Genomic DNA, 17,822 nt, shown 5'->3' on the forward strand with positions numbered 1-17,822 from the left:
CTGCCATGTTACGTACAATCAACTTCATGGGCGTTCGCAACGTTGCGTTCGGCTTCACCATGCTCCTTACCGTTCTGGCGTTGTTCAGCTGGTTCCATAAGGGCCTGAACTACGGTCTGGACTTCACCGGCGGTACGCTCATCGAGCTGACCTACGAGAAGCCGGCCGACGTTAGCCTGGTGCGCAACGAGCTGGTCAAGGCCGGCTATCACGAAGCCATCGTCCAGAGCTTTGGTGCAACCACTGACCTGCTGGTGCGTATGCCGGGCGAAGACCCACAACTGGGTCACCAGGTAGCCGAGGCCTTGCAGAAGGTCGGCGGCGACAACCCGGCGTCGGTCAAGCGCGTCGAGTTCGTGGGCCCGCAGGTAGGTGAAGAACTGCGTGACCAAGGCGGCCTCGGCATGCTGATGGCGCTGGTCGGCATCATGATCTACCTGGCTTTCCGCTTTCAGTGGAAGTTCGGTGTCGGCGCCATTGTGTCGCTGATCCACGACGTGATCGTGACCGTGGGTATCCTGGCCTACTTCCAGATCACCTTCGATCTGACGGTATTGGCGGCGGTGCTGGCAATCATTGGCTACTCCCTCAACGACACCATCGTGGTATTCGACCGGGTTCGTGAGAACTTCCGGGTGCTGCGCAAGGCGACGTTGATCGAGAACATCAACATCTCCACCACCCAGACCCTGCTGCGCACCATGGCGACTTCGATCTCCACCTTGCTGGCGATTGCCGCACTGATGGTGTTCGGTGGCGACAACCTGTGGGGCTTCTCGCTGTCGCTGTTCATCGGCGTGCTGGCGGGTACCTACTCGTCGATCTACATCGCCAACGTGGTACTGATCTGGCTGAACCTCAACAGCGAAGACTTGATCCCTCCTGCCAGCACCGGCAAGGAGGTCGACGACCGCCCTTGATGGGTGATTGTTGATCTGCTGTTACAAATAAGGCGCGAGTATTGAACTCGCGCCTTTTTTTTTGCTCCAAGGCTGGGTATAGCGCGGATCGTTCGGTCCGTTTGTGATGGTCAGGAGGTTCACGTGAACAAGTCGTTACTGGTTGGTGCGGTATTGGGTGCTGTCGGTGTGACTGCCGGGGGTGCTGTTGCCACCTACAGCCTGGTAAAAAGCGGCCCTGAGTATGCGCAAGTGCTGGCTGTGCAGCCGGTGAAAACCCAGATTAAAACCCCGCGTGAAGTCTGCAAGGATGTTGCCGTAACCCGGCAGAAACCTGTGCAGGATCAGCATCAGATCGTCGGTACGGTGGTCGGTGCGCTGGCGGGCGGCCTGTTGGGTAATCAGGTCGGCGGCGGTAATGGCAAGAAGCTGGCCACCGTGGCCGGGGCGGTCGGTGGTGGTTACGCTGGTAACAAGGTTCAGGAAGGCATGCAGAACCGCGATACCTACACCACCACGCAAACTCGTTGTAATACCGTTAATGACATCAGCGACAAGGTTGTCGGGTACGACGTACGTTACACCCTGGACGGCAAGGAAGGCTCCGTGCGCATGGATCGTGATCCAGGCAACCAGATCCCCGTCGACAAGGAAGGGCGCCTGGTTATCGGTCAGAACCAGCCGCAGCAGTAATCCCAGGTATAAAAAAAGCACCCCGAGGGGTGCTTTTTTGTGCTCGCTCGCTTAGCGCTTCAGCGAAGCCGGCAGATGCGGCTGGATCGCCGTCAGGACTGCCTTGAAGCATTTGGTGTTGCCGGCAACCACGTGACCCTTCTCCAGGAAGTCGTGACCACCGGTGAAGTCGCTCACCAGGCCGCCCGCTTCTTGAATCAGCAGTGCGCCTGCAGCCATGTCCCACTCGGACAGGCCCGACTCCCAGAACGCATCAAAACGACCGGCAGCGACATACGCCAGGTCCAGGCTGGCTGCGCCGGCGCGACGGATGCCGGCGGTCTGGCCAACCAGGGCGCGGAACATGCCCAGGTAGTTTTCCAGGTTGTCCATCTGGTCGTCACGGAACGGGAAGCCGGTACCCAGCAGGGCGCCGTCGAGGCTGGTGCGACCGCTGACACGCAGGCGGCGACCGTTCAACTGGGCGCCACGGCCACGGCTGGCGGTGAATTCTTCCTGGCGAACCGGGTCCAGCACAACGGCGTGTTCCAGGCGGCCACGGTATTTGCAGGCAATGCTCACGGCAAAGTGCGGGATACCGCGCAGGAAGTTGGTGGTGCCATCCAGTGGGTCGATGATCCACAGGTAGTCTTCGCCTTCGCCGCTACCTTTGTGCAGGCCGGTTTCTTCACCGAGGATGCCGTGGGTAGGGTAGGCCTTGCGCAGCGCGTCGATGATTTTCTGCTCGGCGGCGCGATCCACCTCGGATACGTAATCCTTGGCGTCTTTTTCGTCGACCTTGATGGTATCCAGGCGCTCGATGGAGCGGAAGATCAATTCACTGGCGCTGCGGGCGGCGCGCAGCGCGATATTCAGCATGGGCTGCATGGATGTGTCACCTAAGGTTGTTAAAGAAAGCCGAGCATTCTAGCAGAAACTTTCTTCAGGTGAAGGACGACGTTACCTTTCATGGCATAACCTTAGGCTGTTCTGTAAGATTTGCTCCCCTTTCCCGTGTCCGAGAGCGCCTCCCTTGCTGCAAAACATCCGTGTCGTCCTCGTCAATACCAGTCATCCCGGCAATATCGGCGGCGTGGCGCGAGCCATGAAGAACATGGGGCTGACGCGCCTGGTGCTGGTGGAGCCGCGTGTGTTCCCGCACCACGAGGCCGATGCGCGCGCGTCCGGCGCCAATGACATCCTCGAAAAAGCCCAGGTCGTTGCCACTCTGGAAGACGCCCTGGTCGGCTGCAACCTGGTGCTCGGCACCAGCGCTCGCGACCGTCGCATCCCCTGGCCGCTGCTGGATCCTCGCGAATGCGGGACCAAAGTCGTGGAAGAGGCCGCCGGCGGCGCTGAAATCGCCTTGGTATTCGGCCGTGAAGACTCCGGCCTGACTAATGAAGAGCTGCAGCGATGTCATTATCACGTGCACATTCCATCAGACCCTGAGTTCAGTTCGCTGAACCTCGGGGCAGCGGTGCAGGTGTTGAGTTATGAAGTGCGCATGGCCTGGCTGGCCGCTGAAGGCCAGCCAAGCAAGGTTGAAAAGGATGAGGTTGCTTCGACCAAGAGTGGCGAACTGGCCACCATGGACGAGCTGGAGCGATTCTATGAGCACCTGGAGCAAACCCTGGTGGCCATCGAGTTCCTCGATCCGGAAAAACCGCGGCACTTGATGGCGCGCCTGCGCCGGCTATACGGACGCAGCTCGGTCAGCCGGGCAGAAATGAATATATTGCGTGGCATCCTCACGGAAACCCAGAAAGCGGCCCGTGGCGAGCTTCTTAAGCGGAAGGATTAAAAATGTTCGAGCGTTTGCGAGAAGATATCCAGAGTGTTTTCCACCGTGACCCGGCGGCGCGCAACGCCTTTGAAGTGCTGACCTGCTACCCGGGCATGCATGCGATCTGGATCCATCGCCTGTCCGGCGCCTTGTGGGGCATGGGCTGGAAATGGCTGGCGCGGCTGGTGTCGAACTTCGGCCGTTGGTTGACCGGGATTGAGATTCATCCGGGCGCCAAGGTCGGCCGCCGCTTTTTTATCGACCACGGGATGGGCATCGTTATTGGCGAGACCGCCGAGATTGGTGATGACGTGACCCTGTACCAGGGCGTGACCCTGGGTGGCACAACCTGGAACAAAGGCAAGCGCCACCCTACGCTGGAAGATGGCGTTGTAGTCGGGGCGGGCGCGAAGGTGCTCGGTCCGTTTACCGTGGGTGCGGGCGCCAAGGTCGGCTCCAATGCTGTGGTGACCAAGGCTGTACCGCCTGGCGCAACGGTTGTCGGTATTCCGGGGCGGATCATCGTCAAGCCGGAAGTGGGTGATGAGCAGGAGGCCAAGCGCAAGGCCATGGCCGAGAAGATCGGCTTCGATGCCTATGGCGTCAGCGAAGACATGCCTGACCCGGTAGCGCGTGCCATCGGTCAGTTGCTGGATCACCTGCAAGCGGTGGACGGCAAGCTGGACGGTATGTGCGGTGCCCTGAAAGACCTCGGCAGCAGCTACTGCGCCAAGGATCTGCCTGAGCTGCGCAAGGAAGACTTCGCCGAGATCAAGGACGAAAGTGCCGCCACCAAGGCTGGCTGAAGTCTCGCAATCACTGCAAAACCCATGTGGGAGCGGGCTTGCTCGCGAAAGCTGCGCGTCAGTCACCGAATATATTGACTGAATCACCGCATTCGCGAGCAAGCCCGCTCCCACATTTTGACCTTCATTAGCCCCGAATTCCCGCTTGGCCCTGTTCCCGCTGGTCCATCCCGTCCCGCCCTGCTATGATTCGCGCGCCCTTTTTACGGGTATTCCTGACTAAAGTACTAGGTCTTATAGTTGACTTAAATACTCGGGAATCGCATACTTGCTCCCATTCTGAAACACCTTGGTACTTGTCCATGAGACTGACTACAAAAGGCCGATACGCGGTGACCGCCATGCTTGACCTGGCCTTGCACGCGCAAAATGGGCCGGTGTCCCTGGCCGATATCTCCGAGCGCCAAGGCATTTCCCTGTCCTACCTCGAGCAGTTGTTCGCCAAGTTGCGCCGCAGCAATCTGGTTTCCAGCGTTCGTGGTCCAGGCGGCGGCTATCAATTGTCCCGCGAGATGCAGGGCATCCAGGTCGCCCAGGTGATCGACGCGGTGAACGAATCCGTCGATGCCACCAAATGCCAGGGCCTGGGTGATTGCCACGCAGGCGACACCTGCCTTACGCACCACTTGTGGTGTGACCTGAGCCTGCAGATCCATGAGTTTTTGAGTGGTATCAGCTTGGCTGATCTTGTGACTCGCCGTGAGGTGCAAGAAGTAGCCCAGCGTCAGGACCAGCGCCGTTGCAACACCAAGGCGCCGCGTCTGGACAAGATTGAAGCGTCCGCCGTCGAGTGACAGCCGAAGAGCTAACGGCACGCCAGCCAGCCTGATTTAGGAGAAAGTCCATGAAATTGCCGATTTACCTTGATTACTCAGCGACCACCCCGGTTGATCCGCGTGTCGCGCAAAAGATGAGCGAATGCCTGCTGGTTGACGGAAACTTCGGTAACCCGGCGTCCCGTTCCCACGTTTTCGGCTGGAAAGCCGAAGAAGCAGTGGAAAACGCTCGTCGCCAGGTCGCTGACCTAGTGAATGCCGACCCACGTGAAATCGTCTGGACCTCCGGTGCAACCGAGTCCGACAACCTGGCAATCAAGGGTGCGGCGCATTTCTACGCGACCAAAGGCAAACACCTGATCACCACCAAGATTGAGCACAAGGCTGTCCTCGACACCATGCGCCAACTGGAGCGTGAAGGTTTTGAGGTTACCTACCTCGAGCCAACCACCGACGGTATCGTGACCCCTGCGATGATCGAAGCCGCGATGCGTGAAGACACCATCCTGGTTTCCGTGATCCACGTGAACAACGAAATCGGCACCATCAACGACATCGCCGCCATCGGCGAGCTGACCCGCTCCAAGGGCGTGTTGCTGCACGTCGACGCTGCGCAGTCCACCGGCAAGGTCGATATTGACCTGTCGAAACTGAAAGTCGACCTGATGTCGTTCTCTGCCCACAAGACCTACGGCCCTAAAGGCATTGGCGCGCTCTACGTGAGCCGCAAGCCTCGCGTACGTATCGAAGCCACCATGCACGGCGGCGGTCACGAGCGCGGCATGCGTTCGGGCACCCTGGCGACCCACCAGATTGTCGGCATCGGCGAAGCGTTCCGTGTGGCCAAGGAAGACATGGCTGCCGAAAACGTGCGCATCAAGGCCCTGAGCGATCGCTTCTACAAGCAGGTCGAGCACCTTGAAGAGCTGTACATCAACGGCAGCATGACCGCCCGTGTACCGCACAACCTGAATTTGAGCTTCAACTACGTCGAAGGCGAGTCGCTGATCATGGCGCTCAAGGACCTGGCGGTTTCGTCCGGCTCGGCCTGCACCTCGGCTTCCCTTGAGCCGTCCTACGTCCTGCGCGCCCTGGGCCGCAACGACGAACTGGCTCACAGCTCGATCCGCTTTACATTCGGCCGTTTCACCACCGAAGAAGAAGTCGACTACGCCGCGCAGAAAGTCTGCGAGGCCGTCACCAAGCTGCGTACCTTGTCCCCGCTGTGGGACATGTACAAGGACGGTGTCGACATTTCCAAGATCGAGTGGGCGGCACACTAAATATAGAAGCCGCCACCCAAAAGGCTCTGTAAAGACGTGGCGGAAAACGCAGGCGTGTTTGCAGGGTTCCAGAGCGGCCCTGATGAGTGAGGATTCAGTACCATGGCTTACAGCGAAAAGGTCATCGACCACTACGAAAACCCGCGCAACGTCGGCAAGATGAACGCGGAAGACCCTGATGTCGGCACCGGCATGGTCGGCGCTCCGGCGTGCGGTGACGTTATGCGCCTGCAGATCAAGGTCAACGAAGCTGGCGTTATCGAAGACGCCAAGTTCAAGACTTACGGTTGCGGTTCGGCCATCGCCTCCAGCTCCCTGGCGACCGAATGGATGAAAGGCAAGACCCTGGATGAGGCTGTGACTATCAGCAACACCCAGCTGGCCGAAGAACTGGCCTTGCCGCCAGTGAAAATCCACTGCTCGGTACTCGCGGAAGACGCCATCAAGGCGGCCGTTCGCGACTACAAGCAGAAGAAAGGCTTGATCTAAGCAATTTGGCGACGAGTAAGGAGTCACGATGGCTATCAGCATGACAGAAGCGGCTGCGCAGCACATTCGCCGCTCCCTGAATGGGCGCGGTAAAGGTGAGGGGATTCGTCTGGGTGTTCGCACCACGGGCTGTTCCGGCCTTGCCTACGTGCTGGAGTTTGTCGACGAGGTGGTCGAGGAAGATCAGGTGTTCGAGAGTCACGGCGAAAAAGTGATCATCGACCCGAAAAGCCTGACCTACCTGGACGGCACCGAACTCGATTTCGTCAAGGAAGGGTTGAACGAAGGCTTCAAGTTCAACAACCCCAACGTACGCGGTGAATGTGGCTGCGGCGAAAGCTTCAACATCTGAGGCTGATCGTGGGTACTCCTTGTCATTTCGCTTTGTTCGAGCTGCAGCCGAGTTTTCGACTGGACCTTGAACAGCTTGCCACGCGCTACCGTGAACTGGCGCGTGGGGTGCATCCGGACCGCTTTGCTGACGCTTCCGAGCGTGAGCAACGCCTGGCGCTGGAGCAATCAGCCAGCCTCAACGAAGCCTATCAGACGCTCAAGAACCCTCCCAAACGCGCGCGCTACCTGCTCGCGATGGGCGGTCGCGAGCTGCCGCTTGAAGTCACGGTCCAGGACCCTGATTTCCTGATGCAGCAGATGCAATGGCGCGAGGAGCTTGAAGAACTGCAGGACGAGGCTGATCTGGCCGGAGTCGCAGTGTTCAAGCGCCGTCTGAAAGTGGCCCAAGATGAACTCAACGAAAGCTTCGCAGCCTGTTGGGATGATGCAGCGCAACGTGAACAGGCCGAACGCCTGATGCGGCGCATGCAGTTCCTCGACAAGCTCACCTACGAAGTGCGCCAGTTAGAAGAGCGCCTCGACGATTAACCCAGTGCCGCCCAGGTTGCACGCCTGATATACAGATAAGTCCTGATTACCATGGCCCTACTGCAGATCGCCGAACCCGGTCAAAGTCCTCAACCGCACCAGCGTCGTCTGGCGGTCGGGATTGACTTGGGCACTACCAATTCGCTGGTCGCTGCATTGCGCAGCGGTCTTTCCGAGCCGCTGCCCGACGCGGATGGCCAGGTCATCCTGCCGTCTGCCGTGCGTTATCACGCTGACCGCACCGAAGTGGGCGAGTCGGCCAAGCTGGCGGCGTCTACCGATCCTTTGAATACCGTGCTGTCGGTCAAGCGCTTGATGGGTCGTGGTTTGTCCGACGTCAAGCAGCTGGGCGACCAGCTTCCCTACCGCTTTGTCGGCGGCGAATCACATATGCCGTTCATCGACACGATCCAGGGCCCGAAAAGCCCGGTGGAAGTGTCGGCCGATATCCTCAAGGTCTTGCGCCAGCGCGCCGAAACCACCTTGGGTGGCGAACTGGTAGGTGCGGTGATTACTGTTCCTGCATATTTCGATGACGCTCAGCGCCAGGCCACCAAGGATGCGGCGAAACTTGCCGGCCTGAACGTGCTGCGCCTGCTCAACGAGCCGACCGCAGCCGCTGTGGCTTACGGCCTGGATCAGCACGCCGAAGGCCTGGTGGCTATTTACGACCTGGGCGGCGGTACCTTTGATATTTCGATCCTGCGCCTGACCGGCGGTGTCTTCGAAGTGCTGGCTACCGGTGGCGATACCGCCCTGGGTGGCGATGACTTCGATCACGCCATTGCTGGCTGGATCATCACCAGTGCCGGCTTGTCTGCCGACCTGGACCCGGGTGCGCAACGTAATTTGCTGCAAACTGCCTGTGCCGCCAAAGAAGCGCTGACTGACGCTGCGTCGGTTGAAGTTTCCTACGGTAGCTGGTCGGCTCAACTGACCCGCGAAGCGTTCGATTCGTTGATCGAACCGATGGTCGCCCGCAGCCTGAAAGCCTGCCGCCGCGCCGTGCGTGATTCCGGTGTCGAGCTGGAAGACGTGGTCGCCGTGGTCATGGTGGGTGGTTCGACCCGCGTGCCGCGTGTTCGTGAGGCGGTAGCTGAAGCTTTCGGCCGTCAGCCGCTGACTGAAATCGACCCGGATCAAGTGGTGGCCATTGGTGCCGCGATCCAGGCCGATACCCTCGCCGGTAACAAGCGTGATGGTGGCGAACTGCTTCTGCTCGACGTGATCCCGTTGTCCCTGGGGCTGGAAACCATGGGCGGCCTGATGGAGAAGGTGATTCCACGCAACACCACCATCCCCGTTGCCCGCGCCCAGGACTTCACGACTTACAAAGATGGCCAGACGGCCATGATGATTCACGTGCTGCAAGGCGAGCGTGAGCTGATCAGCGACTGCCGTTCCCTGGCGCGCTTCGAATTGCGCGGTATTCCGGCGATGGTGGCTGGTGCGGCGAAGATTCGCGTGACCTTCCAGGTCGACGCCGACGGCTTGCTCAGCGTTGCCGCTCGCGAATTGGCCTCTGGCGTTGAAGCCAGCATCCAGGTCAAGCCGTCCTACGGCCTGACCGACGGCGAAATCGCCAAGATGCTCAAGGATTCGTTCCAGTACGCCGGTGACGACAAGGTCGCCCGCGTGCTGCGTGAGCAGCAAGTCGACGCCCAACGCCTGCTCGAAGCGGTGCAGGGCGCCCTGGAAGCTGACGGCGAACGTCTGCTGGATGCCGAAGAGCGCATGGTCATCGACCTGCAAATGCAGGAACTGGCTGAATTGATGAAAGGCACCGATGGTTACGCCATCGAGCAACAGACCAAGCGCCTGTCGCAAGTGACCGATGCCTTTGCCGCCCGTCGTATGGACCAGACGGTAAAAGCCGCCCTGGCGGGCCGCAACTTGAATGAACTTGAGGATTAACTGATGCCGCAGATCATTTTTCTGCCACACGCCGAGCATTGCCCGGACGGTATGGTTGTGGAGGCTGAGACCGGCAAGTCCATTCTCGAAGTCGCTCACGATAACCACATCGAGATCGAAAGCGCCTGCGGCGGCGTTAACGCCTGTACCACGTGCCATTGCATCATCCGCGAAGGTTTCAATAGCCTGGAAGAGGCTGATGAGCTGGAAGAGGACTATCTTGATAGGGCGTGGGGCCTTGAGCCGACGTCGCGATTGAGCTGTCAGGCAAAAGTGGGAACAGAAGACCTCACCGTCGAGATTCCGAAGTATTCGCTCAACCATGCCGCCGAAGCGCCGCATTGATTCAAGGAAATGTCATGAGCCTGAAATGGGTTGATGTACAAGAAATCGCTATACAACTTGCTGAAGCTCACCCGGATGTCGATCCTCTGTCGGTGAACTTCGTCAAGTTGCGCAACCTGGTGATGCAGCTGCCGGAATTTGACGACATCCCGGATCGGGGTGGCGAAAAGGTTCTTGAGGCGATACAAGGCCTGTGGATCGAAGAAGCAGACTGAATCGCCTTTTTACGCAGTTAGGCAATACCCAAGAACCCGCGTATAATTCGCGGGTTTAATTTTTCGCAAATTACCGTTTCTGGAGTTACACCATGGCTGTTCAACGTACTTTCTCCATCATCAAGCCTGACGCTGTTGCAAAAAACGTCATCGGCGAGATCACCACTCGTTTCGAAAAAGCCGGCCTGAAGGTTGTAGCTTCGAAACTCAAGCAACTGTCCAAGGCTGAAGCTGAAGGCTTCTACGCTGAGCACAGCGCTCGTGGTTTCTTCGGCGACCTGGTTGCCTTCATGATCTCCGGCCCTGTTGTTGTTCAGGTTCTGGAAGGCGAAAACGCTATCGCTCTGAACCGTGAGCTGATGGGCGCTACCAACCCTAAAGAAGCTGCTGCCGGCACCATCCGTGCTGACTTCGCTGAATCGATCGACGCCAACGCCGTTCACGGTTCGGACTCCGAAGCCGCTGCTGCCCGCGAAATCTCGTACTTTTTCGCTGCTACTGAAGTAACCGCTCGCTAAGCATTGGCTTAAAAGAGCGAAGGTGAATCCATGACTACATTGACTGCAAAAACCAACCTGCTGGGTCTGACTCAACAGGAAATGGAAAAATTCTTCGACTCAATCGGGGAGAAGCGTTTTCGTGCCGCTCAGGTAATGAAGTGGATTCACCATCTTGGCGTCGATGATTTCGACGCCATGACGAACGTCAGCAAGGCCCTGCGCGACAAGCTCAAGGCCATTGCCGAAGTTCGCGGCCCCGAAGTGGTCAGCGAGGACATTTCCACCGACGGCACCCGTAAGTGGGTGGTGCGCGTGGCGTCCGGCAGCTGCGTCGAGACCGTGTACATTCCCCAGGGCAAACGCGGCACTCTGTGCGTTTCGTCCCAGGCAGGCTGTGCCCTGGACTGCAGTTTCTGCTCCACCGGCAAGCAAGGTTTCAACAGCAACCTCACCGCCGCCGAAGTCATCGGCCAGGTGTGGATTGCCAATAAATCGTTCGGCAGCATCCCGGCGACCGCCGACCGTGCCATCACCAACGTGGTGATGATGGGCATGGGCGAGCCGCTGCTGAACTTCGACAACGTTGTCGCGGCCATGCACCTGATGATGGACGACCTGGGCTACGGTATCTCCAAGCGCCGCGTGACCCTGTCGACCTCCGGCGTGGTACCGATGATCGATGAGCTGGCCAAGCACATCGACGTCTCCCTGGCGTTGTCGCTGCACGCACCGAATGACGCATTGCGTAACCAATTGGTGCCGATCAACAAGAAGTATCCGCTTAAGATGCTGCTCGAATCTTGCCAGCGCTACATGGCGACCTTGGGCGAAAAGCGTGTGTTGACCATTGAGTACACCATGCTCAAGGACATCAACGACAAGGTCGAGCACGCGGTCGAGATGATCGAGTTGCTCAAGAACGTACCGTGCAAGATCAACCTGATTCCGTTTAACCCGTTTCCCCATTCTGGCTATGAGCGGCCGAGCAACAACGCCATCCGCCGTTTCCAGGATCAACTGCACCATGCAGGCTTCAATGTCACCGTGCGCACCACCCGCGGCGAAGACATCGATGCGGCATGTGGCCAATTGGTAGGACAGGTGCTGGATCGCACCCGTCGCAGCGAACGTTATATCGCCGTGCGTGAATTGAGTGCCGCCGACGATATGCCGCAAAGCGCCGCGACTCGAACCTGAGAGAGGATCTCTATGCCCTTGCGCCTTGCGCTGCTTTTGCTTGTTGCCAGCCTCGCGGCTGGCTGTGTTTCATCGGGCCATGACAGCCCGTTGCAAACCGGCAAGGGCCGTGACGAAGCGCGAGCTGCCTATGTGCAGCTGGGCTTGGGGTACTTGCAGCAAGGGATGACCGAACAGGCCAAGGTGCCGCTGAAAAAAGCCCTCGAGCTGGATGGCAGCGACGCTGACGCCAATGCTGCGCTGGCTTTGGTGTTCCAGGCCCAGGCCGAGCCTGAATTGGCCGATCAATATTTCCACAAGGCCCTGGCCACACGCCCTGGCGACCCAAGACTGCTGAATAACTACGGCAGTTTTTTGTTTGCGCAGAAACGTTATGCCCAGGCATCCGAATATTTCCAGCAGGCTGCGGCCGATACCCTCTATCCTGAGCGTTCGCGGGTTTTCGAGAACCTGGGGGTGACCTCAATGCTTCTCGGCCAGCGCGACACCGCACGCCAGCAACTGGAAAAAGCCCTGCACCTGAACCAGCGCCAGCCACGGGCCTTGCTCGAAATGGCTGAGTTGTCCTTCGAAGACAGGCATTATGTGCCGGCACGTGACTATTACGAGCGTTTTAGCCTGCTGAGCGGGCAAAATGCACGTAGTCTATTGCTCGGTGTGCGCCTGGCGACGGTTCATGAAGAACGCGACAAGGCCGCACGTTTTGGCCAGCAACTCGAACGACTCTATCCCGGTACGCCGGAATATCAGCAATACCTGTCGGAGCAATGATGAAAGCGGCGCACCCGGAAGTTGTAGCAGCTAATCGTGGAAACCCAGGCGAGACCTTGCGTCAGGCCCGCGAAAGCAATGGTTGGTCGCTGGCAGAAGTGGCCCTCAAGCTCAATTTGACCACGACTTCATTGGGCAACCTTGAAGCTGGCGCATTCGACAAGCTGCCAGGGCACACCTTTGCCCGCGGCTATATCCGCGCCTACGCCAAGTTGCTGGGTATCGACCAGGCTGCATTGGTCCAGGAGTTCGACCAAATCACCGGTACCGATTCCCAGGGCAGCAATGTCCATGGTCTTGGCCGCATTGAAGAGCCTGTGCGGGTTTCCCACACCATTTTGCGCATTGTCAGCCTGTTGCTGCTCATCGCCGTGATCGGCGGTGGTTTTGTATGGTGGCAGGATCAGACCGCCCAGCGTGGCAAGGACTTGTCCAGCAACGCCATGGAGCACGTCGAAGTCGAAAGCGCCGACGGCACCACCCAGATTCATCCGTTGGATGAGCCGGAAGACCAGGCCGTGGCCCAGGGTCAGGCGGCGCCTGAGGCAGAGCCAAGTGCCGAGCAGCCTGCGCCCGAAGCAGGTACTGCCGCCGCAGTGGCACCCGTCGCACCCGCTCCAGCGGTTGCAGTGACGCCTGCTGCTCCAGCTCATACGCCAGCAACGCCAGCAGTACCGGCGCAGGCTCCGGCAACAACGGCTCCCGTCGCCCCGGCGATTTCCGCGCCAACCACCCCGGTACTGATCGCCGGTGATGGCCGAGTACAAATTACCTACGTCGCTGACTGCTGGACGCAAGTCTCCGATGGCAACGGCAAGGTGCTGTTCAGTGGTCTGAAGCGTAAGGGAGATACACTTGACCAGGGCGGCAAGCCTCCTTTGACGCTGCGTCTGGGCTTTGCCCGTGGCGCGCAAGTGGCCTACAACGGCCAGCCTGTGGACGTGGCGCCGTTCACCAGTGGCGAGACTGCTCGCCTCAAGTTGGGACAATAAAGTCATGCACGGCGAATCTCCAATCAAACGTCGCGTATCGCGCAAGATCTGGGTCGGCTCGGTGCCGGTGGGCGGCGATGCCCCCATCGCAGTACAGAGCATGACCAACAGCGACACCAATGATGTGGCGGCCACTGTCGCCCAGATCAACCGCCTGGAAGCGGCGGGCGTCGACATCGTGCGGGTTTCCGTACCGGACATGGACGCTGCCGAAGCCTTTGGCCGCATCAAGCAACTGGTCAAGGTGCCGCTGGTCGCCGATATCCACTTCGACTACAAGATCGCGTTGCGCGTGGCCGAGTTGGGCGTCGATTGCCTGCGGATCAACCCGGGCAACATCGGCCGTGAAGACCGGGTTCGCGCCGTGGTGGATGCCGCCCGTGATCGCGGGATTCCAATCCGCATCGGCGTCAACGCCGGCTCGCTGGAAAAAGACCTGCAAAAGAAGTACGGCGAGCCGACGCCGGCCGCACTGGTCGAGTCCGCGCTGCGCCACGTAGAACACCTTGAACGCCTGAATTTCCAGGACTTCAAGGTCAGCGTAAAGGCTTCCGACGTGTTCATGGCGGTAGAAGCGTACCGCCTGCTGGCCAAGGAAATCGTCCAGCCGCTGCACCTGGGTATCACCGAAGCCGGCGGTTTACGCTCAGGCACAGTGAAATCTGCGGTGGGTCTCGGTATGCTGCTGGCCGACGGGATTGGCGATACTATTCGCATCTCCCTCGCGGCAGACCCGGTAGAGGAAGTGAAAGTCGGTTACGACATTCTCAAATCCCTGCATTTGCGTTCCCGTGGCATCAACTTCATTGCCTGCCCGAGCTGCTCGCGGCAGAACTTCGACGTGGTGAAAACCATGAACGAACTGGAAGTACGCCTCGAAGACCTGCTGGTGCCGCTGGATGTCGCGGTGATCGGCTGTGTGGTCAACGGGCCGGGTGAGGCCAAAGAGGCCCATGTGGGCCTCACCGGTGGTACGCCAAACCTGATTTACATCGACGGCAAGCCGTCGCAGAAATTGACGAATGACAATCTGGTGGATGAGCTGGAACGGCTGATCCGCCAGAAAGCGGCCGAAAAGGTCGAAGCTGACGCAGCGGTTATCGCGCGCGGCTGATCGAACGAATTTAAGGATTTGATGTGAGCAAGTCTCTGCAAGCCATTCGTGGCATGAACGACATCCTGCCTGAGCAGACGCCCCTGTGGCGCTACTTCGAGGGCACTGTCGCGCGCCTGCTGGATAACTACGGTTACAAGCAGATCCGCATGCCGATCGTCGAGTTCACCGAGCTGTTCAAGCGCTCCATCGGTGAAGTGACCGACATCGTCGAAAAAGAGATGTACACCTTCGAAGACCGCAACGGTGACTCCCTGACCCTGCGTCCGGAAGGTACTGCCGCGTGTGTGCGTGCGGTGCTCGAACATGGCCTCACCGGCGGTGGCCAGCCGCAGAAGCTCTGGTACATCGGCCCGATGTTCCGCCACGAGCGTCCGCAGAAAGGCCGTTATCGCCAGTTTCACCAGATCGGCCTGGAAGTCTTCAACCTCGACGGTCCGGACATCGACGCCGAGCTGATCGTGCTGACCTGGCGCCTGTGGGGCATGCTGGGCATCCGCGATGCGGTCAAGCTTGAACTCAACAGCCTGGGCACCAGCGAATCCCGGGGCCGCTACCGCGAAGCCCTGGTGGAATTCCTGTCGGCCCACCTGGACAAGCTGGACGAAGACAGCCAGCGCCGCCTGAAAACCAACCCGCTGCGGGTACTGGACACCAAGAACGCCGAGACCCAGGCCGTACTGGTGGACGCGCCGAAAATGGCCGACTACCTGGACGACGAGTCCCGTATCCACTTCGAGGGCCTCAAGGCTCGCCTGGATGCAGCCGGTATTCCTTACGTCATCAACCCGAAACTGGTACGTGGCCTCGATTACTACAGCAAGACCGTGTTCGAGTGGGTCACCGACAAGCTCGGCGCCCAGGGCACGGTGTGTGCCGGTGGTCGTTACGACGGCCTGGTCGAGCAGATGGGCGGCAAGCCGACCACCGGCGTAGGTTTTGCCATGGGCATCGAGCGGCTGATCCTGCTGCTGGAAACCCTGGAGCAGGTTCCCGAAGAAATCTCCCGTCAGGTGGACGTGTACTTCTGTGCCTTTGGCGAGGCGGCCGAACTGGCTGCCCTGGCCCTGAGCGAGAAACTGCGCGACCAACTGCCGAACCTGCGCCTGCAAGTCAATGCCGGCGCCGGCAGCTTCAAAAGCCAGTTCAAGAAAGCCGACAAGAGCGGTGCGTTGTATGCACTGATCCTGGGTGATGATGAATTGGCCCAGCAAGTGGTAAGTTTCAAACCCCTGCGTGGTCAGGGTGAACAACAAAGCATTGCCTTTGATGCGCTTGCAGCGCACCTGGCCACCTGCATCGTGCAGGGTTGAAGCTGTCAAACAGCCGATTTAGCGATTAAGGAGTATTGGGGTGTCGAGTACTGATGATGACCAGCTGGCCGAGTTCAAAGACTGGTGGCAGCGCAACGGCAAGCCCCTGGTCACTGGCGGCTTGCTGGCTTTAGTAGTGGTGTTCGGCTGGCAAGCCTGGCACAAGTATCAGGCTAACCAGTCGCAAGGCGCGTCGATTATCTATCAGCAACTGCTGGAAACCACGCTGACGCCAAACGGCAAGCCTGACCTGGCCCAGGTTGCAGACCTGGCCGGCAAGCTGAAGAGCGAATTCGGCGGTAGCACCTACGCGCAATACGGCAGCCTGTTCGTCGCAAAAGTTGCGGTCGACAACGGCAAGCTGGATGACGCCGCCTCCGAGCTGAAAGCCATCACCGACAAGCCGGCCAACCCGACACTGGGTGAAATCGCACGTCAGCGTCTGGCTCAGGTACTGGCGGCACAGAACAAGGCCGACGAAGCACTGAAACTGCTCGACGGCGATGCTGACAAGGCATTCCTGGCCACTCGTGAAGAGCTCAAGGGCGACCTCCTGGTCCAATTGGGTCGTACCGACGAAGCCAATGCTGCGTACCAAAAAGCCAAGGCGGCGCTGTCTGATGAAGCGGCGGTCGGTGGCTTACAAATCAAGCTCGACGACTTGGCCAAAGGGGATGCGTGACGTGATCCGTTGGAAACATGCAGCATTGCTGGCTCTGGCCGTTTTGGCCGCGGGTTGCAGCAGCAACAGCAAAAAAGAACTGCCTCCGGCCGAGCTGACCAGCTTCAAGGAAGAAGTGGTCCTGCAAAAGCAGTGGAGCCGCTCCATTGGTGACGGTCAGGGCGATCTGTACAACCTGATGGTCCCGGCGATCGACGGTGACACTATCTACGCCGCTGATTCCACCGGTGTTGTGGTCTCCATGGATCGCATGAACGGCGACGTCAAGTGGAAGAAAGACCTCGAACTGCCTGTGTCCGGCGCCGTTGGCGTGGGTTCTGGCCTGGTGATGCTCGGCACGCTGAAAGGCGACGTCGTGGCACTGGATTCGAGCACCGGTGAAGAGAAATGGCGCGCTCGCGTGACCAGTGAAGTGCTCTCGCCGCCTGCTACCAACGGTGACGTGGTTGTCGTGCAGACCCAGGATGACCGTGTGATCGGCCTCGACGCCGCCACCGGTAACCAGCGCTGGTTGTATGACAGCACGCCGGCGGTCCTGACCTTGCGCGGTACCAGCGGTCCGGTTGTGACCAGCAACCTGGCACTGGCAGGCCTGTCGACCGGTAAAGTGGTCGCCCTGGACACCCAGAACGGCGTGCCGGCCTGGGAAACCCGGGTCGCGATTCCTCAAGGTCGTTCGGAACTGGACCGCGTAGTGGACATCGACGGTGGCTTGCTGCTGTCGGGTGATACCCTTTACGTCGCTACTTATCAGGGCCGTGTTGCGGCGCTGGACGTGCAGAGCGGCCGGATCAACTGGCAGCGTGATGCTTCCAGCTACGCCGGTGTCGCCCAAGGGTTTGGCAGCGTCTACGTAAGCCTGGCGTCCGGCACCGTTGAAAGTGTCGACGAGCGTTCCACCACTGCATTGTGGAGCAACGACTCCCTGGCCCGCCGTCAGTTGTCGGCACCGGAAGTGTTCTCCAGCTACGTAGCGGTAGGCGACTTTGAAGGTTACCTGCACCTGCTGAGCCAGGTGGACGGTCGCTTCGTGGGTCGCGAACGTATCGACAGCGACGGCCTGCGTGCCCGTCCGCTGGTGGTAGGTAACATGCTTTACGTGTATGGCAACAGCGGCAAACTGGAAGCGCTGACCATCAAGTAATGGTTTGACTATGCTTGGGGTAATTCCCAGGCGGCCCTGCTT

Annotated in this window: 21 protein-coding genes; 20 read left to right on the forward strand and 1 reads right to left on the reverse strand. The window is 59.4% G+C overall.

Annotation, left to right across the window (positions count from 1 at the left end; translation table 11 throughout):
• Positions 1-5: 5 nt before the first annotated feature.
• Positions 6-920 (forward strand): protein translocase subunit SecF, encoded by a 915-nt coding sequence (gene secF / locus HX811_RS15125; RefSeq protein WP_003210311.1) that lies wholly within the window; start codon positions 6-8, stop codon positions 918-920.
• A gap of 123 nt (positions 921-1,043) precedes the next feature.
• The gene (locus HX811_RS15130; protein WP_003210309.1) at positions 1,044-1,592 is read left to right on the forward strand and encodes a glycine zipper 2TM domain-containing protein; all 549 of its coding nucleotides are present in this window, start codon (positions 1,044-1,046) and stop codon (positions 1,590-1,592) included.
• Between the two features lie 51 nt (positions 1,593-1,643).
• On the opposite strand, the gene suhB is transcribed toward HX811_RS15130, so the two are convergent.
• Positions 1,644-2,459, reverse strand: coding sequence for an inositol-phosphate phosphatase (suhB, locus tag HX811_RS15135; protein WP_003175971.1), 816 nt, complete (start codon positions 2,457-2,459; stop codon positions 1,644-1,646).
• Between the two features lie 145 nt (positions 2,460-2,604).
• On the opposite strand from suhB, the gene trmJ reads away from it, so the two are divergent.
• The 18 genes from trmJ to bamB all read left to right on the forward strand — a co-directional run bounded on the left by trmJ (position 2,605) and on the right by bamB (position 17,780).
• Entirely contained in the window at positions 2,605-3,375 is a 771-nt protein-coding gene (gene trmJ / locus HX811_RS15140; RefSeq protein ID WP_003210307.1) for a tRNA (cytosine(32)/uridine(32)-2'-O)-methyltransferase TrmJ, read from the forward strand.
• A 2-nt stretch (positions 3,376-3,377) separates the two neighbouring features.
• Positions 3,378-4,163 (forward strand): serine O-acetyltransferase, encoded by a 786-nt coding sequence (cysE, locus tag HX811_RS15145; protein ID WP_008438291.1) that lies wholly within the window; start codon positions 3,378-3,380, stop codon positions 4,161-4,163.
• Between the two features lie 302 nt (positions 4,164-4,465).
• Entirely contained in the window at positions 4,466-4,957 is a 492-nt protein-coding gene (gene iscR, locus HX811_RS15150) for a Fe-S cluster assembly transcriptional regulator IscR (RefSeq protein WP_177027913.1), read from the forward strand.
• A 50-nt stretch (positions 4,958-5,007) separates the two neighbouring features.
• Complete coding sequence (locus tag HX811_RS15155; protein WP_008438290.1) at positions 5,008-6,222, forward strand: IscS subfamily cysteine desulfurase; 1,215 nt, start codon at positions 5,008-5,010, stop codon at positions 6,220-6,222.
• Between the two features lie 102 nt (positions 6,223-6,324).
• A complete protein-coding gene (gene iscU / locus HX811_RS15160; protein WP_003209682.1) occupies positions 6,325-6,711 on the forward strand; it encodes a Fe-S cluster assembly scaffold IscU in 387 nt (128 codons plus the stop codon).
• A 28-nt stretch (positions 6,712-6,739) separates the two neighbouring features.
• The gene (gene iscA / locus HX811_RS15165; RefSeq protein WP_003209680.1) at positions 6,740-7,063 is read left to right on the forward strand and encodes an iron-sulfur cluster assembly protein IscA; all 324 of its coding nucleotides are present in this window, start codon (positions 6,740-6,742) and stop codon (positions 7,061-7,063) included.
• A gap of 8 nt (positions 7,064-7,071) precedes the next feature.
• Complete coding sequence (hscB, locus tag HX811_RS15170; protein ID WP_008438289.1) at positions 7,072-7,593, forward strand: co-chaperone HscB; 522 nt, start codon at positions 7,072-7,074, stop codon at positions 7,591-7,593.
• A 51-nt stretch (positions 7,594-7,644) separates the two neighbouring features.
• A complete protein-coding gene (hscA, locus tag HX811_RS15175; RefSeq protein ID WP_087695132.1) occupies positions 7,645-9,507 on the forward strand; it encodes a Fe-S protein assembly chaperone HscA in 1,863 nt (620 codons plus the stop codon).
• Positions 9,508-9,510: 3 nt separating this feature from the next.
• Positions 9,511-9,852: an ISC system 2Fe-2S type ferredoxin gene (gene fdx / locus HX811_RS15180; RefSeq protein WP_003209674.1), complete on the forward strand. Its 342-nt coding sequence runs from the start codon at positions 9,511-9,513 to the stop codon at positions 9,850-9,852.
• Between the two features lie 14 nt (positions 9,853-9,866).
• Positions 9,867-10,067 carry a Fe-S cluster assembly protein IscX gene (gene iscX, locus HX811_RS15185; RefSeq protein WP_003209673.1) on the forward strand — a complete coding sequence of 67 codons (201 nt, stop codon included), beginning with the start codon at positions 9,867-9,869 and terminating at the stop codon, positions 10,065-10,067.
• 92 nt (positions 10,068-10,159) lie between these two features.
• Positions 10,160-10,585, forward strand: a complete 426-nt coding sequence (gene ndk, locus HX811_RS15190; RefSeq protein WP_003175956.1) for a nucleoside-diphosphate kinase — start codon at positions 10,160-10,162, stop codon at positions 10,583-10,585.
• A 30-nt stretch (positions 10,586-10,615) separates the two neighbouring features.
• Positions 10,616-11,764, forward strand: coding sequence for a 23S rRNA (adenine(2503)-C(2))-methyltransferase RlmN (rlmN, locus tag HX811_RS15195; protein WP_003209670.1), 1,149 nt, complete (start codon positions 10,616-10,618; stop codon positions 11,762-11,764).
• Positions 11,765-11,776: 12 nt separating this feature from the next.
• Positions 11,777-12,535, forward strand: a complete 759-nt coding sequence (gene pilW, locus HX811_RS15200; protein ID WP_008438284.1) for a type IV pilus biogenesis/stability protein PilW — start codon at positions 11,777-11,779, stop codon at positions 12,533-12,535.
• Positions 12,535-13,527 carry a RodZ family helix-turn-helix domain-containing protein gene (locus tag HX811_RS15205; RefSeq protein WP_003209667.1) on the forward strand — a complete coding sequence of 331 codons (993 nt, stop codon included), beginning with the start codon at positions 12,535-12,537 and terminating at the stop codon, positions 13,525-13,527. The genes pilW and HX811_RS15205 overlap by 1 nt, the downstream gene beginning before the upstream one ends.
• A gap of 4 nt (positions 13,528-13,531) precedes the next feature.
• Positions 13,532-14,641, forward strand: a complete 1,110-nt coding sequence (gene ispG / locus HX811_RS15210; protein WP_003209666.1) for a flavodoxin-dependent (E)-4-hydroxy-3-methylbut-2-enyl-diphosphate synthase — start codon at positions 13,532-13,534, stop codon at positions 14,639-14,641.
• A 23-nt stretch (positions 14,642-14,664) separates the two neighbouring features.
• Entirely contained in the window at positions 14,665-15,954 is a 1,290-nt protein-coding gene (gene hisS / locus HX811_RS15215) for a histidine--tRNA ligase (protein WP_003209664.1), read from the forward strand.
• A gap of 40 nt (positions 15,955-15,994) precedes the next feature.
• Positions 15,995-16,636 (forward strand): tetratricopeptide repeat protein, encoded by a 642-nt coding sequence (locus HX811_RS15220; protein ID WP_003209663.1) that lies wholly within the window; start codon positions 15,995-15,997, stop codon positions 16,634-16,636.
• A complete protein-coding gene (gene bamB, locus HX811_RS15225) occupies positions 16,629-17,780 on the forward strand; it encodes an outer membrane protein assembly factor BamB (RefSeq protein WP_003209662.1) in 1,152 nt (383 codons plus the stop codon). The genes HX811_RS15220 and bamB overlap by 8 nt, the downstream gene beginning before the upstream one ends.
• Positions 17,781-17,822 lie beyond the last annotated feature (42 nt).

The sequence above is a fragment of the Pseudomonas sp. F8002 genome (assembly GCF_013385495.1).
Classification (GTDB): Bacteria; Pseudomonadota; Gammaproteobacteria; order Pseudomonadales; family Pseudomonadaceae; genus Aquipseudomonas.